At 69.9% G+C, this 14,525-nt stretch carries 13 protein-coding genes and 1 pseudogene; 4 read left to right on the top strand and 10 right to left on the bottom strand.

The window, feature by feature from the left end; genetic code table 11:
- Positions 1-31 precede the first annotated feature (31 nt).
- From QE412_RS13260 to QE412_RS13250, 3 genes are read right to left on the bottom strand one after another with little or no spacing between them, the layout of a single operon-like run.
- Positions 32-892 (bottom strand): metal ABC transporter permease, encoded by an 861-nt coding sequence (locus QE412_RS13260; protein ID WP_307484585.1) that lies wholly within the window; start codon positions 890-892, stop codon positions 32-34.
- Positions 889-1,704: a metal ABC transporter ATP-binding protein gene (locus QE412_RS13255; protein ID WP_307484582.1), complete on the bottom strand. Its 816-nt coding sequence runs from the start codon at positions 1,702-1,704 to the stop codon at positions 889-891. Before QE412_RS13255 ends, QE412_RS13260 begins: the two co-directional genes overlap by 4 nt.
- Positions 1,701-2,699, bottom strand: coding sequence for a metal ABC transporter substrate-binding protein (locus tag QE412_RS13250; RefSeq protein WP_307484578.1), 999 nt, complete (start codon positions 2,697-2,699; stop codon positions 1,701-1,703). The genes QE412_RS13255 and QE412_RS13250 overlap by 4 nt, the downstream gene beginning before the upstream one ends.
- Before the next feature lie 177 nt (positions 2,700-2,876).
- Between QE412_RS13250 and QE412_RS13245 the strand changes: the two genes are divergently transcribed.
- Positions 2,877-4,391 (top strand): CoA-acylating methylmalonate-semialdehyde dehydrogenase, encoded by a 1,515-nt coding sequence (locus QE412_RS13245; protein ID WP_307484575.1) that lies wholly within the window; start codon positions 2,877-2,879, stop codon positions 4,389-4,391.
- A gap of 21 nt (positions 4,392-4,412) precedes the next feature.
- Here the strand turns inward: QE412_RS13245 and QE412_RS13240 are convergent, their stop codons facing one another.
- Positions 4,413-5,945 carry a PucR family transcriptional regulator gene (locus QE412_RS13240; RefSeq protein WP_307484572.1) on the bottom strand — a complete coding sequence of 511 codons (1,533 nt, stop codon included), beginning with the start codon at positions 5,943-5,945 and terminating at the stop codon, positions 4,413-4,415.
- A gap of 84 nt (positions 5,946-6,029) precedes the next feature.
- On the opposite strand from QE412_RS13240, the gene QE412_RS13235 reads away from it, so the two are divergent.
- A complete protein-coding gene (locus tag QE412_RS13235) occupies positions 6,030-7,355 on the top strand; it encodes an aspartate aminotransferase family protein (RefSeq protein WP_307484568.1) in 1,326 nt (441 codons plus the stop codon).
- Between the two features lie 137 nt (positions 7,356-7,492).
- Here QE412_RS13235 and QE412_RS13230 read toward each other — a convergent pair.
- From QE412_RS13230 to QE412_RS13220, 3 genes and pseudogenes are all read right to left on the bottom strand, one after another.
- A pseudogene (locus QE412_RS13230) lies at positions 7,493-8,153 on the bottom strand (methionine ABC transporter permease).
- The gene (locus QE412_RS13225) at positions 8,150-9,178 is read right to left on the bottom strand and encodes a methionine ABC transporter ATP-binding protein (RefSeq protein ID WP_307484565.1); all 1,029 of its coding nucleotides are present in this window, start codon (positions 9,176-9,178) and stop codon (positions 8,150-8,152) included. Before QE412_RS13225 ends, QE412_RS13230 begins: the two are co-directional and overlap by 4 nt.
- Positions 9,175-10,077, bottom strand: coding sequence for a MetQ/NlpA family ABC transporter substrate-binding protein (locus tag QE412_RS13220; protein ID WP_307484561.1), 903 nt, complete (start codon positions 10,075-10,077; stop codon positions 9,175-9,177). The genes QE412_RS13225 and QE412_RS13220 overlap by 4 nt, the downstream gene beginning before the upstream one ends.
- Before the next feature lie 150 nt (positions 10,078-10,227).
- Between QE412_RS13220 and QE412_RS13215 the strand changes: the two genes are divergently transcribed.
- Together QE412_RS13215 and QE412_RS13210 are read left to right on the top strand one after the other, a co-directional pair.
- Positions 10,228-10,491: a hypothetical protein gene (locus QE412_RS13215; RefSeq protein WP_307484558.1), complete on the top strand. Its 264-nt coding sequence runs from the start codon at positions 10,228-10,230 to the stop codon at positions 10,489-10,491.
- Positions 10,488-10,880, top strand: a complete 393-nt coding sequence (locus QE412_RS13210; protein WP_307484555.1) for a type II toxin-antitoxin system VapC family toxin — start codon at positions 10,488-10,490, stop codon at positions 10,878-10,880. The genes QE412_RS13215 and QE412_RS13210 overlap by 4 nt, the downstream gene beginning before the upstream one ends.
- Positions 10,881-10,895: 15 nt before the next feature.
- Here QE412_RS13210 and QE412_RS13205 read toward each other — a convergent pair whose 3' ends face one another.
- Genes QE412_RS13205 through QE412_RS13195 form a run of 3 tightly spaced genes read right to left on the bottom strand, consistent with a single transcriptional unit; the run spans position 10,896 to position 14,374 of the window.
- Positions 10,896-12,209 carry a dihydrolipoamide acetyltransferase family protein gene (locus QE412_RS13205; RefSeq protein WP_307484553.1) on the bottom strand — a complete coding sequence of 438 codons (1,314 nt, stop codon included), beginning with the start codon at positions 12,207-12,209 and terminating at the stop codon, positions 10,896-10,898.
- A gap of 60 nt (positions 12,210-12,269) precedes the next feature.
- Positions 12,270-13,247: an alpha-ketoacid dehydrogenase subunit beta gene (locus QE412_RS13200; RefSeq protein ID WP_307484551.1), complete on the bottom strand. Its 978-nt coding sequence runs from the start codon at positions 13,245-13,247 to the stop codon at positions 12,270-12,272.
- Positions 13,244-14,374 (bottom strand): thiamine pyrophosphate-dependent enzyme, encoded by a 1,131-nt coding sequence (locus tag QE412_RS13195; RefSeq protein ID WP_307484548.1) that lies wholly within the window; start codon positions 14,372-14,374, stop codon positions 13,244-13,246. Before QE412_RS13195 ends, QE412_RS13200 begins: the two co-directional genes overlap by 4 nt.
- Between the last annotated feature and the right edge of the window lie 151 nt (positions 14,375-14,525).

Below are 14,525 nucleotides of genomic sequence, written 5' to 3'. Positions count from 1 at the left end.
ACCGACGGGATCGGTGAATCGGCTGGGCGTGCTACAACGCGCGGGTCGTGCGGTCGCGCCGGGCTCCGATGAGGCGGCACGCGAGGTAGATCGCGAACGAGATCGTGGTGATGTAGGGGCTCACCGGCAGCGTTCCGGCGACAGACAGCAGCACGCCGCCGACAGCAGAGACGAAGCCGAACGTCGCCGCCAGCAGCGGCACGGACAGGGGCCCGGATGCCACGCGCATCGCGGCCGCCGCCGGTGTCACGAGCAACGCCATGACCAGCAGCGCCCCGATGATGTGCACCGCCACCGCCACGATGAGTCCGAGCAGCAGCATGAACGCCAGTGACACCGCGGTCGTGGGCACCCCTCGCGCGGCCGCCGACTGCGGGTCGAGCGAGTCGAAACGCAGCGGACGCCAGATCAGCAGCAGGGCGACGAGCACGGCGACGCCGATCACGACCAGCCAGCCCAGCTGCTCGCTCTGCACCGACACGATCTGGCCGGTCAACAGGCTGAAACGGGTGACGCTACGGCCGTTGTACAGCGACAGGCACAGGATGCCGACGCCCAGGCCGAACGGCATGAGCACCCCGATGATCGAGTTGCGGTCGCGGGCGCGCGCACCGAGCAGGCCGATGAGGGCTGCGGCGATGAGCGAGCCCACGATCGAGCCCGTCACCACGTCGACGCCGATCAGCAGCGCGACCGCGGCACCGGCGAACGACAGCTCGCTGATGCCGTGCACCGCGAAGGCCATGTCGCGCTGCATCACGAACACGCCGATCAGGCCGCCCACCAGACCCAGGACGGCACCGGCGTAGACCGAGTTCTGCACGAGCTCGAGGATGGCGCCGTACTGGCTCACGCCCCCGAAGAGGGCGTCGCCGACATCGGACCAGTTCATGCGTCGTCCTCGTCGTGATGGTGGTGGTGCGACTCGTCGGCGTCGGGAGCGCCCACGACGATCAGCTGACCGCCGGCCCGCACGACGTACACGGGTGCGCCGTACAGAGCAGTGAGCGTCTCGGTGGTGAGTACCTCGTCGGGTCGCCCGAGCGTGAACCGCCCGTGCGCGATGTAGAGGATGCGGTCCACGCGCGAGAGCACGGGGTTGATGTCGTGGGTGACCAGCAGCACGGCGGCGTTGCGCTCGCGACGATGACGGTCGATGAGACGGACCACCGCCTGCTGGTTCGCCAGGTCGAGGCTCGTGAGGGGCTCGTCGCACAGGAGCAGGGCCGGGTCGTCGGCGAGGGCCTGCCCCACGCGCAGGCGCTGCTGCTCACCACCGGACAGCAGCCCGACGGGACGGTCGCCGAAGTCGGAGGCACCGACGGCCGCGAGCAGCTCATCGATGCGCGCGCGATCTTTCTTGCGCGACAGCGGCAGGCCGAGGCGGTGACCGTCGACGCCGAGGCCGACGATGTCGCGGCCGCGCAGCGGGGTTTCGCGCGGCAGCGGGCGCTGCTGGGGGATGTAGCCGATGTGGCGGTTGCCCGCCCGGCGCACGGGGGAACCGAGCGCCTCGACCGACCCCGCGCTGAGCCGCTCGAGGCCGAGGATCGCGCGCAGCAGGGTGGTTTTGCCCGATCCGCTGGGACCGAGCACCGCGACGAGCTCGCCGGGCTCGACCTCGAGGTCGAGCCCGGCCCACAGCTCCCGGCCGCCCCGTTCGAGGGCGGCGCCGCGGATGCGCAGCGGTGCAGCGGTGCTCACGCCGCCAGAGCGCTGGACAGTGCCGCGATGTTGCTCTGCATCCACGAAAGGTAAGTCTGGCCGTCGGGGAGCGTTTCGGTGAACTCGATCACCGGGATGTTCTTGGCCTTGGCCTCGTTCTCGATCTGGGTGACCTCGGCGCCACCGGTCTGCGGGTTGACGATCACGACCTTGATCTCGCCCGAGTCGAGCAGCTGGAGCGACTCGAGCAGGGTCGCGGGCGGCACGTCCTGTCCCTCTTCGACCGACTCGCTGAACTCGTTCGGGGTCGCGTTGGCGAGGCCGGCCGCGGCGGTGAGGTACAGCGGCACCGGCTCGGTCACGAAGATCTTCGCGCCGGCATCCTTCGCCTTGATCTGCTCGAGGGAGTCCTCGAGACCGCCGATCTGCTTGGTGAAGGCGTCGGCGTTCGCCTCGAAGTCGGAGGCGTGGTCGGGCGCCAGCTCACCGAGCTCCTTCGCGATGGCCGCGGTGAGGTCTTCGATCGTGTGCGGGTCGTACCAGACGTGCTCGTTGAAGCCTTCGATGTGGTCGTGCCCGTCGTCGGCGTGGTCGTGGTCGTCGGCGCTCTCGCTGGGCGCGGGGCTGGCCGTGGCGTCGTGCGATGCGGCGCCGGGGTAGTCGTGGTTGTACTCGGCGGCGACGATGACCGGCGCGCTCGTGCCGCTGGCCTGCACGAGGCCCTCCATGAAGGCGTCGTAGCCGGCACCGTTCTCGATGACCAGGCCCGCGTTCTTCAGGGTGAGCTGATCCTGCGCGCTGGCCTCGTACTCGTGGGGGTCCTGCGTGGGCGAGGTGATGATCGAGGTCACGTCGACGAAGTCGCCACCGATGGCCTCGGCGATCGAGCCGTACACATCGGTGGAGGCCACCACATTGACCTTGCTGGTGGGGGAGGCCGAGCCGCTCGCGGCGGGGCTGCCGCCGGCGCAACCGGCGAGAGCGAGGACGGAGGCGGCTCCGAGGACGACGGGGGCGAGAAGGCGTCGGGTCATGATGCCACGGTACCGCCCGTGATAATCGTTCTCAAAATCACGGAAGACCGCACACGACCGTCCCGGGGACTCGCGAGATGCGCGGGCGACACGCACTGCCACATCGTCCATGAATGGCACGCAAGCTGGGCATATTGGCATCCACTCCGCCTCCCACGACGTCTTTTACTGGGACGCATGACCGACAACGACCTCCCCGTCATCGCGCACTGGTTCGACGGCGCCGCCGCCGGCTCGTCCGGGGGGCGGACCGCCCCCGTATACAACCCGGCCACCGGAGTCGTGCAGGCGCACGTGGCGCTGGCCGACGAGGCCGACGTCGCAGCGGCCATCGCCTCGGCCGAGCGCGGATTCCAGGCGTGGAGCGGGTACTCGATCGCGAAGCGGCAGAGCGTGCTGTTCGCGTTTCGCGAGCTGCTGAACGCCCGCAAGACGGAGCTGGCCGCGATCCTCACCGCCGAGCACGGCAAAGTGCTCTCGGACGCGATGGGCGAGATCGCCCGCGGCCAGGAGGTCGTCGAACTCGCCACCGGCTTCCCGCACCTCATCAAGGGGGCGTACAGCGAGAACGCCTCGACCGGCGTCGACGTGTATTCGCTCAAGCAGCCGCTCGGAATCGTCGGAGTCATCAGCCCCTTCAACTTTCCCGCGATGGTGCCGATGTGGTTCTTCCCCATCGCCCTCGCCGCGGGCAACGCCGTGATCCTCAAACCCAGCGAGAAAGACCCCTCCGCTTCGCTCTGGCTGGCGCAGCTGTGGAAGGAGGCCGGTCTCCCCGCGGGCGCCTTCACCGTGCTGCAGGGCGACAAGGTCGCCGTCGACGGCCTGCTGCACGCCCCCGAGGTGCAGTCGATCTCGTTCGTCGGTTCCACACCGATCGCCCAGTACATCTACGAGACTGCGGCGGGGAACGGCAAGCGCGTGCAGGCCCTCGGCGGAGCGAAGAACCACATGCTGGTCCTCCCCGACGCCGACCTCGACCTCGTGGCCGACTCGGCGGTCAACGCCGGGTTCGGAGCCGCCGGCGAGCGGTGCATGGCCGTCTCGGTCGTGCTGGCCGTCGAGCCCGTCGCCGACGACCTCGTCGAGAAGATCACCGAGCGCATCGCGAAGCTGCGGATCGGCAACGGCGCCGCGGCCGAGGAGCCCGACATGGGCCCGCTGATCAGCGAGATGCACCGCGACAAGGTGGCCTCCTACGTCGACATCGCCGAGGCCGACGGTGCGCGGGTCGTCGTCGACGGGCGCGGCTTGCGCATCGAGGGCCACGAAGACGGCTTCTTCTTCGGCCCCACCCTGCTCGATGCCGTCCCCACGTCATCTCGCGCGTACACCGACGAGATCTTCGGCCCCGTGCTCTCGGTCGTGCGCGTGGCCTCCTACGACGAGGGCCTCGCGCTCATCAACAGCGGCGAGTTCGGCAACGGCACCGCCATTTTCACCAACGACGGCGGCGCTGCCCGCCGCTTCCAGAGCGAGGTGCAGGTCGGCATGATCGGCATCAACGTCCCTATCCCCGTGCCGGTGGCGTATCACTCGTTCGGCGGCTGGAAGAAGAGCCTGTTCGGCGACGCCAAGGCGTACGGCGTGCACGGCTTCGACTTCTTCACCCGCGAGAAGGCGGTCACCAGCCGCTGGCTGGACCCCGCCACCCACGGCGGCATCAACCTGGGCTTCCCGCAGAACAGCTGACGCCGACAGGGCCGCGACCCCTCAGTCGCGGCCCTGGTCCTTCGCGGCGTCGTCGCGCAGTTCGAGCGCCGCCCACAGCTCCGCGCGACCGGCGAACGTCGACAGGTCGAGCTCGAGCACGCGTTCGAGCTGCGCGATCCGTGCCTTCAGCGTATGACGATGGATGCCGAGCGCCCGGGCGGCGGGATCCCAGGCGCCGTTCGCCTCGATCCACGCACGCGCCGACTCGCGCAGACGCCGGCGGTCGACGCTCGGCAGGGCCGCCAGCGGCTGGAGGAGAGTCTGCGCGAGCAGATCGCCTCCGCCCTCGCGAAGGACTCCGACGAGCCCACGACCGGGCATGTCGTCGTACGCGCTCACGCGCCCGGCCGTCGCGGAACGTGCCGCGTGCGCCGCCTGCCGGACAACGGTCGCGAACGGCTCCCCGGGGGGATACGGTGCCGTGCCGACGCGTAGCCGATGCCGTTCGACGAGCATCGACAGCGCGTCGCGCACGTCATCGGCGAAGATCACGACCACGTCGTCGCCGTGCGGAGCGTAGAAGAGATGCTGCGGGGCGACCGCTGCGAGGTCGAGTTCGTCGAGCAGCCCGCCGACCGCGGCCCCGCCGGGCATCACCGCGACGTGGACCGCACCGGTCGGCAGACCTCCCCACGCCGTTTCGGCGACGCGCTCGGCCGTCGACCGCTGCGCGCCCAGCAGCAGTTCGACGGTGGCCGAACGCACCCCGCGCAACGATGCCTGCAGCTGCCGCTGCTGCTCGAGCGCCACGCTCGCCAGAGCGACCACGGTGGCGACCAGGTCTTTTCCCGCGGGATCGAGAGGTTCGCGGGCGCCCACCGCAAGCACACCGCGCAGTCGCGAGCTCTGCCCGATCGTCTGCAGCAGCGCCCCGTCGGGCGGAGGCACGAGCAGGCTCGCGGGCGTGCGCCGTTCGAGCAGCATCCGCACCTCGCGCCCGACCTCGACCGCGAGCTGCCGAGGCACCGGACGCAGCCCACGCAGCGGGACGGGCGCTCCCGCCGCGTCGTACAGCTCGACCCACGTGTCGAGCAGCCGCGAGAGCGTGCGCAGGATCTCGCGCAGGCCGTCGTCGCGAACGGCCGCGCGCGCGACGGACCGCTGCGCGTCGAGCAGCCACGAGAACCGGGCCGCACGGTCGGCGGCGATGAGATCGGCCACGAAACGGATGATCCCGATGAACGGCACGGGTCCGGCGACCTGGATGAGCGGCACACCCTCCCGTGCGCAGGCTTCGACCACGGGCCGGGGGATCGCCGGATGGATGACGTCGACGGCGAAGCCGAGGCCGGCGGCCCCGAGGTCACGCAGGCGTCGGCAGTACGCGGCCACCTCGTCGGCATCCGGGGTCGACGAGAACTGCGCGCCGTTGGTGAGCAGCAGATTGCCGCGCTCGAGCCACGGCGTGGGATCGAGCATGTCGGAACTGTGCACCCACGAGATCGGGTGGTCGAGGATCTCGTCGTCGAGCGGGGTCACCGGACGCAGGTCGAACGCACCGGACTCGAGGAGGACACGGAGGGATGCCGGCATGAGTGGCCAATCTGTCGAGCGTGGGACGAGGTTACCGACAGATCCGTGATCCCACGCGCGAGCACCGCGCCGCACACTGGGGACATGCCGACGCCTTTGGACACTCCCCGTAACGCCGAGATCAGCGCACGCGACCACCGCAGCGTCTTCCACTCGTGGTCGGCGCAGCGCACCCTCGCCCCCCTCCCCCTCGCGGGCGGCCTCGGGGTCGAGGTGTGGGATGCCGACGGGCGGCGCTACCTCGACTTCTCGAGCATGCTGGTCAACGTCAACATCGGTCATCAGCACCCCAAGGTCGTGGCGGCGATCCAGGAGCAGGCGGCGCAGCTGACGACGGTCGCCCCCGCCCACGCGAACGAGACCCGGGCGCACGCCGCCGAGTTGATCCTGCAGCGGGCTCCCGAAGGCTTCTCGAAGGTGTTCTTCACCAACGGCGGGGCGGATGCCAACGAGAACGCGATCCGCATGGCCCGCCTGGCCACCGGGCGCGACAAGGTGGTCTCGCACTACCGGTCGTACCACGGCAACACGGGCGCAGCCATCGTCGCCACCGGCGATTGGCGACGGATGCCGAACGAGTACTCCCGCGGTCACGTGCACGTCTTCGGCCCGTACCTGTACCGCTCCGAGTTCTGGGCCGAGACGCCCGAGCAGGAGTGCGAGCGAGCGCTCCGCCACCTCGAGCGCACCGTGCAGGCCGAGGGTCCCGACACCATCGCCGCGTTCCTCTTCGAGACGATCCCGGGCACCGCGGGCGTGCTCGTGCCCCCGCCGGGCTACCTGGCCGGTGTGCGCGAGATCGCCGACCGCTATGGCATCCTGCTCATCCTCGACGAGGTCATGGCGGGCTTCGCGCGCACCGGTGAGTGGTTCGCGTTCGACGGGTTCGGTGTGCGCCCCGACCTCATCACCTTCGCCAAGGGCGTGAACTCCGGCTATGTGCCCGTCGGCGGCGTCATCATCTCGGATGCCGTCGCCTCGGTGTTCGACGACCGTGTCTTCCCGGGTGGCCTGACGTACTCGGGGCACCCGCTGGCCGCGGCATCCATCGTCGCCGCTCAGCAGGCCATGGCCGACGAGGGCGTGATCGAGAACGCCCGCCGCATCGGCGACGACGTCATCGGGCCGCGCCTGCACGCCCTGGCAGAGGAGTCACCGCTCGTCGGCGAGGTGCGCGGACGCGGGGTGTTCTGGGCCGTCGAGCTCGTCGCCGACCCCGCGACCCGCGAGCCGGTGGCCGCGGCGCGGATCGGCGCGATCAAGGCCGGGATGCTCGAGCGGGGCGTGCTCGGCTTCTTCGCCGACAACCGCGTGCACGTCGTGCCCCCCGCCGTCATCGGCGACGCCGACGCCCACCGCGGCCTCGACGTGCTGGCCGACGTGCTGCGCGCTGAGGCCGGCCGCGGCTGACACGGCGCCTCCACGTTGCGGCGTGCCGCGGCTGGGCACCGCGGGCGCCCCACGCGAACGTTGAGTGTCCAGGACACGCCGCACGCGCACGGCGATGAACGGCGTGTTCTGGACACTCAACGGGCTGTTGGGAGGGGTCAGCGGCGCAGGATGCGGTGGGCCAGCGCGTTGCCGAGCAGCTGACGCGGCCTGCACGATCACGACGATGATCGCCACCGTCACCCACGTGGCCTGCTGGTTGAACTGCTGGTAGCCGTAGATGATCGCGAAGTTTCCGAGTCCGCCGCCGCCGATGTACCCCGCCATGGCCGACATGTCGACGACCGCGATGAACATGAACGTGTAGCCGAGGATCAACGGCGCGAGCGCCTCGGGGATGACGACGCCGAACAGCACGCCGATGCGGCGGGCCCCCACGGCCCGGGCGGCCTCGACGGTGCCGGGATCGACGGCGACGAGGTTCTGCTCGACGACGCGGGCGATCACGACCGTGGCCATGATCGTGATCGGGACGATCGCGGCATCCGTTCCCAGGGTCGTTCCCGTCACCGCGCGCGTGACCGGGGCCACGGCGGTGAGGAAGATGATGAACGGGATCGGGCGGATGACGTTGATCACGAGGTTCGCGACGGCGAAGACCACGCGGTTCTCGAACAGGTTGCCGGGCCGGGTGGCGTAGAGCAGTGCGCCGATGACGAGGCCAGCGACACCCGAGATGAGCAGCGACACGGCCACCATGTAGACCGTCTCGCCGATGGACTGCAGCAGCACGGGGGTGAGGGTGTCCCACTTGTTCATGCGCGGGCCTCCTCGGCGTTCGGCAGCACGACGTCGGTGTGGGCGCGCAGCTCGGCCACGATGGCGTCGAGGTCGTCGGCGTGTACGCGGTAGGTGAGAGTGCCGAGCTGCTTGCCGAGCACGTCGGTGACGCCGCCGTAGACGACGGAGTGCCGCGCGCCGTGGCGGTGGAACACCTCGGACACGTCTTCGCTGGTGAACTCGTTGACCTCGACGCTCACGAGGTCGCCGCCGCCCGCGGCGAGCGCCGACAGCGCCTCGCCCGACGGCACGCCCTGGGTCACGGCCGCGACGAAACGCTTGGTCAGCTCGGCGCGCGGGTGCGCGAAGACGCGATACGTGTCGCCGCTGTCGACGACGCGGCCGCCCTCCATGACGATGACCTGGTCGCACAGCTCGTGCACGATCGAGATCTGGTGCGTGATCACGACGATCGTGATGCCGAGGCGCCGGTTGATCTCGCGCAGCAGGTCGAGCACCTCGGCCGTGGTCTGCGGGTCGAGGGCGCTCGTCGCCTCGTCGGCGAGCAGGATGCGCGGGTCGGTCGCGATCGCGCGGGCGATGCCGACGCGCTGCTTCTGGCCGCCCGACAGGCGCCGCGGGTACTGCTTCGCCTTGTCGCCGATGCCGACGAAGTCGAGCAGCTCGGCGACGCGCTTGTCGCGGTCGGTCTTCTTCCAGCCCGCCACCTTGAGCGGGTAGGCGACGTTGGCCGCGACCGTGCGCGAGGTGAAGAGGTTGAACTGCTGGAAGATCATGCCGACCCGCCGTCGCAGATCGCGCAGCTTCGCCTCTGACGCCGCGCCCACGTCGACGCCGAGCACCTCGACGGTGCCCGACGTCGGCTGCTCGAGGCCGTTCAGCAGGCGCACGAGCGTCGATTTGCCGGCGCCGGAGTACCCGATGACCCCGACGATCGACCCCTCCTCCACGGTCAGCGACACGTCGTCGACCGCGGTGGTGGTGGTGCGGCGATCGGCGCGGAAGCTCTTGGTGACCCCCCGCAGCTCGATGACCGCGGTCATCCCTTCTGGGCCTTGAGGGCGTCTTCGAGACTCGTCAGCTCGTCCTGCAGCTGGGCGGCGGTCCACTCGGTCTTGAACTGCAGGTTGCCCTGGTTCAGTTCGGTGACCGCGGCCTCGACCTCGGGCGAGTGGTACGCCGCGACGAGCTTCTCCCAGCGGGGGTCGTCCTTCTTGTCATCGCGCGTGACGAAGGCGTTGATGTAGGGCGCGAGCTGCGGGTTGTTCAGGTCTTCCTTGAAGATGATGAGCTCGTCACCGAGCCCGCCCTTCTGCGCCTGCGTGTTGTTGACGATCGCGGCCTGCGCGCTGCCGTCCTTGAGGGCGGTGACGGTCTGGTTGCTGTCGACGGGCAGCAGCTCGATCTTGCTCGTCTCGATGTCGGCCGGGGTCGACAGGGCGTTGCCGCCGTCCTTGAGCGTCAGGAGCCCTGCGGTCTGCAGGTTGAGCAGGCCGCGCGCGAGGTTGGTGGGGTTGTTGGGGATCGCGATCTTCGCGCCCTCGGGCAGGTCCTTCACGTCGGTGTACTGCTCCGAGTACAGCGCGAGCGGGTACACCGCGGTCGCACCGACGGGCACGAGCGTGCCGTTGTTCTCGACGTTGAACTGCGACAGGTAGATGAGGTGCTGGAAGAGGTTCACGTCGAGCTCGCCGTCCTGCACGCCCTGGTTGAGCTGCACGCCGTCGTTGATCGTGCGCACCTCGAGGTCGATGCCTTCGCCCGCGAGCTTCTGCTTCAGCACCGTCCAGTGCGCTTCGTTGCCGTCGTCGGCGCCGATGACGATGCGGGACGAAGCGTCTCCCGCGTTGGATCCACCGGCGCAACCGGTGAGGGTGAAGAGAAGGGCAGCTGCGGATGCACTGAGGATCGTGGCCAGGCGTGCGGTGGTGCGTGAAGTCATAGCTCCACACGATCACGGGCATGGCGGATGCCAAAGTCGAACCGTTACGGCTGGTAACGGGTCGTCACGCAGAGTAATCGACTGGACAAACCACCCGTTGCGACATAGACGCCAGGTGTGTCACCTCTATCACGGTGGTACACTCGAGCGATGCCGACCACCAAGAAGCGCACGCAGGTGACGCACACCCTCGAGGTCGAGGAGGCGTTACAGGTCGCACACAAGGTCTGGCCGAACGAGAAGCCGGCCGTGCTTCTTGCCCGCCTCGCAGCTGAGGGCGCGAAGAGCTTGAAAGCGTCGGATGACATCGCCTCTGCGGCCCGCCGACGAGAAGTGGACGCGGCCGTCGACGAGTTCGCCGGGATCTACCCTCCGGGCTACCTCGACGACCTCCGCGACGAATGGCCCGAGTGATCTGCCTCGACGCCGGTGTGGTGATCGCCCTCTTCACCCCTGACGACGCACACCATGCAGCAGCGAAGAACCTCCTGGCCGTCGAGCCGGGGCCGTTCCTCATGCACCCTCTCACCGCAGCCGAGACCCTCGTCGGCGCCGCGAAGTCAGGTCGAGATGCCGCCATGTGGGCGCGACTGCAAGCACTCGGAGTGGAGCTCGCGGCGATCGGCCCGGCGGAACCTCTGCTGCTTGCGCGACTCCGCGCCGATCACGGGCTCAAAATGCCCGACACCTGCGCCCTCGCCGCGGCCGTGCACCGCGGCGTTCCCCTCGCGACCTTCGACCAACGGCTGGGAAACGTCGCCGACAGCCTCGCCCTCCGGTATGACATTCCCGAGGTCGACTGAGGCTGGGCTGACCACTCAGTCGAGCAGCAGCGCCGGCTCCTCCAGAACGGATGCCACGTCGGCGATGAACCGCGAGATGCCGTCGCCGTCGACCACGCGGTGATCGAACGACCCCGACACCGTGGTCACCCAGCGGGGGCGCACCTCGCCGTCGACCACCCACGGCTTCTGGCGGATCGCGCCGAGCGCGATGATGCCGGCCTCACCGGGGTTGATGATCGGGGTTCCGGCATCCACTCCGAACACGCCGATGTTCGTGATCGTGAACGTGCCGCCGGTCTGGTCTGCGGGGCTCGTCTTGCCCTCGCGCGCGGTGAGCGTGAGGCTCTCGAGCGCCTTCGCGAGCTCGCGCGTGTTCATGCTCTGCGCGTCTTTGATGTTGGGTACGAGCAGGCCGCGCGGGGTGGCGGCAGCGATGCCGAGGTTCACGTAGTGGCGCACCGAGATCTGCGCGCCGTCTTCGGTGTCGACCCAGGCGGCGTTGATCATCGGCGTGCGGCGGAGCGCCCAGATGACGGCGCGCGCCATGATCAGCAGCGGCGAGATCTTCACGTCGGCGAAGTCGGGCGAGGCCTTGAGGCGCTTGACGAGCTCCATCGTGCGCGAGGCGTCGACGTCGACCCACACCGACACGTGCGGGGCCGAGTAGGCGCTCGAGGTCATGGCGTTGGCGGTCGCCTTGCGGACGCCGCGGACGGGGATGGACTCCTCGCGGGCATCGGCGGCCGGCGCGGCGGAAGCGGGCGCAGGCACCGGGATCGTCTCCTCGCGCACGGCACCCCACTCGGGCGTCTCGATGTTGCGGAACACGCTGGCCTGTTCGGCGTGCTTCACGACGTCGGCACGCGTCACCTCGCCGGCGGGCCCGCTCGGGGTCACGGCCGACAGGTCGACGCCCAGGTCGCGCGCGAGCTTGCGGATCGGAGGCTTCGCCACCACGCCAACGGATGCCTTGACGGGACGCTCAGCGGGCTTGCGACGCCGCGACGACACCGCGCCGCCCGTGCCGTAGCCGACGAGCACGGCCCCGCCGGGGTCGCTGGGCTCGGGAACCGTGGCGAGTTCCGCGGGCGCCGGGGCCGCGGCATCCGAAGATCCGATCGTGATGATCGGCGCGCCGACCTCGACGGTCGACCCCTCGGATGCCAACAGCTCGCCGACCGTTCCGGCGTAGGGCGAGGGCAGCTCGACGAGCGACTTGGCCGTCTCGATCTCGACGATCACGTCGTTGACGGCGACGCTGTCACCCGGCGCGACGCGCCACTGCACGATCTCGGCCTCGGTGAGGCCTTCCCCGACGTCGGGGAGCACGAAGGTCTGGTCGGTCACGGTGTGTCCTTTGCTCGCGACCAGCATCTCACCGACGCCGCTCGCGGTCACGAAAGCAGGTCAGTAGGCGAGAGACCGGTCGACGGCCTCGAGGATGCGGTCGGCGTCGGGCAGGTAGGTGCCCTCGAGCTTCGCGGGCGGGAAGGGCACGTCGAAGCCCGACACGCGCAGCACGGGCGCCTCGAGCGCGAAGAACGCCTTCTCCATGACGGTCGCGGCGATCTCGGAGCCGAGCGAGGTGAAGCCCGGCGCCTCCTGCGCGTAGACCATGCGGCCGGTGCGGCGCACCGAATCGAGCAGGGGGCCGTAGTCGACCGGCGACAGCGAGCGCAGGTCGATGACCTCGCAGCTCGTGCCCTCGCTCTCGGCGAGCGCGGCGGCCTGCAGCAGGGTCGTCACCATGGCACCGTGGCCGACGAGGGTCACGTCGGTGCCGCGGCGGATGACACGGCTCGCGTGCAGCGGCAGCGCGGGGGCCTCGAGGTCGACCTCGCCCTTCTGCCAGTACTTCGCCTTCGGCTCGAGGAAGACCACCGGGTCGGGGGAGTCGATCGCCTGCTGGATCATCCAGTACGCGTCGTTGGCGTTCGAGGGGCTGACGACCCGGAGCCCTGCGGTGTGCGTGAAGTACGCCTCGGGGCTCTCCTGGTGGTGCTCGACCGCGCCGATGTGCCCGCCGTAGGGGATGCGGATGACGACGGGCATGCGCACCGCGCCCTCGTGACGGTTCGTGATCTTCGCCAGCTGCGAGGTGATCTGATCGAACGCAGGGAAGACGAAGCCGTCGAACTGGATCTCGAGCACGGGGCGGAACCCGCCCATCGCCAGGCCGATCGCGGTGCCGACGATGCCCGATTCCGCGAGCGGCGAGTCGATCACGCGGCGCGGCCCGAAGTCCTTCTGCAGTCCCTCGGTCACGCGGAACACGCCGCCGAGCGGGCCGATGTCCTCGCCCATGAGCAGAACGCGGTCGTTCGTCTCGAGCGCACGGCGCAGGCCCGCGTTCAGCGCCCGGCTGATCGGGAGGTTCTCACTCACTCGGCGCCCCCTTCCATCGACGCCTCGTAGTCGTCGAGCCAGCGCTGCTCCTCCTGGATCAGCGCATGCGCCTCGGAGTACACGCTCTCGAACATGTGCGCGCGCGGGATCGAGCCCAGCTCGTTCGTGCGCACGCGCACGTCGTCGGCGAGCGCGGCGCCCTCGGCATCCGCGTCGTCGAAGAACTGCCGCGAGGCGCCGCGGGCCTCGAGGAACGCGCGCATGCGGGCGATCGGGTCGCGCCCGGCCCACGCCTTCTCCTCGTCGGAGGTGCGGTACTTGGTGGGGTCGTCGCTCGTGGTGTGCGCCCCCATGCGGTAGGTCATCGCCTCGATCGCGCGGGGGCCGCCACCGGCACGGGCCTCGTCGAGGGCGAGCTTCGACACGGCGTAGCTGGCGAGAACGTCATTGCCGTCGACCTGGGTGCTCGGGATGCCATAGCCCTCACCCCGCTTGTACAGCGGCGAGCGCGATTGCGTGGCGACGGGGACGGAGATGGCCCACTGGTTGTTCTGCAGGAAGAACACCTCGGGGGTCTGGAAGCTCGCGGCGAAGACCATGGCCTCGTGCACGTCGCCCTGGCTGGACGCACCGTCGCCGTAGTAGACGATGACGGCCTCGTCGCGCTCGGGGTCGCCCGTGCCGCACTTGCCGTCGAAGACGAGTCCCATGCCGAGGCCCGTGGCGTGCAGCGTCTGCGCGCCGAGCACGAGCGTGTAGATGTGCGTGTTGCCGTTCTTCGGGTCGGTCGGGTCCCACCCGCCGTGCGTGAGCCCGCGCATGAGGCGGATGATGTCGAGCGGATCCACGCCGCGGATGCGGGTGACCACGTGCTCGCGGTACGAGGGGAAGATGTGGTCCTGCGCGCGGGCCGCGCGGGCCGAGCCGACCTGGGCCGCCTCCTGGCCGAACGACGGCGGCCACAGGGCCAGCTGGCCCTGGCGCTGGAGGTTGGTTGCCTGCACGTCGAACGCGCGGATCGAGACCATGTCGCGGTAGAACGTCTCGAGCTCGGCGTCGGTGAGGGCGTCGATGAGCGGCAGGTAGCGCTCGGCGGCGGGCGTGGGGGCCAGCGTGCCGTCGGCTGCCAGAACGCGCACGAGAGCGGGGTCGTCGAGCGGGGTCATGAACCCACGCTAACGCGCAGCCCATGCGCCGGACCGCATGAGGTGCACAACGGATGCCGCGATTCGGCGTCGATGTTCAACAACCCCGCCGCGTGGCGTGCTCTCGCGCACGCGCCGCGCCGCGTGAAGTTGACTTCGGGGAAATGTACGC

The organism is Microbacterium trichothecenolyticum (assembly GCF_030818955.1).
GTDB classification, from domain to species: Bacteria; Actinomycetota; Actinomycetes; order Actinomycetales; family Microbacteriaceae; genus Microbacterium; species Microbacterium trichothecenolyticum_B.
Note: the sequence above shows the minus strand (reverse complement) of the source record. Positions and strands in the feature narration are given on the sequence as shown.

Coding starts and splice junctions, on each gene's coding strand:
- QE412_RS13220 (WP_307484561.1), bottom strand. CDS start 10,077: ATGACTTCACGCACCACCGCACGCCTGGCCACGATCCTCAGTGCATCC.
- QE412_RS13195 (WP_307484548.1), bottom strand. CDS start 14,374: ATGACCCCGCTCGACGACCCCGCTCTCGTGCGCGTTCTGGCAGCCGAC.
- QE412_RS13260 (WP_307484585.1), bottom strand. CDS start 892: ATGAACTGGTCCGATGTCGGCGACGCCCTCTTCGGGGGCGTGAGCCAG.
- QE412_RS13250 (WP_307484578.1), bottom strand. CDS start 2,699: ATGACCCGACGCCTTCTCGCCCCCGTCGTCCTCGGAGCCGCCTCCGTC.
- QE412_RS13215 (WP_307484558.1), top strand. CDS start 10,228: ATGCCGACCACCAAGAAGCGCACGCAGGTGACGCACACCCTCGAGGTC.
- QE412_RS13240 (WP_307484572.1), bottom strand. CDS start 5,945: ATGCCGGCATCCCTCCGTGTCCTCCTCGAGTCCGGTGCGTTCGACCTG.
- QE412_RS13235 (WP_307484568.1), top strand. CDS start 6,030: ATGCCGACGCCTTTGGACACTCCCCGTAACGCCGAGATCAGCGCACGC.
- QE412_RS13225 (WP_307484565.1), bottom strand. CDS start 9,178: ATGACCGCGGTCATCGAGCTGCGGGGGGTCACCAAGAGCTTCCGCGCC.
- QE412_RS13245 (WP_307484575.1), top strand. CDS start 2,877: ATGACCGACAACGACCTCCCCGTCATCGCGCACTGGTTCGACGGCGCC.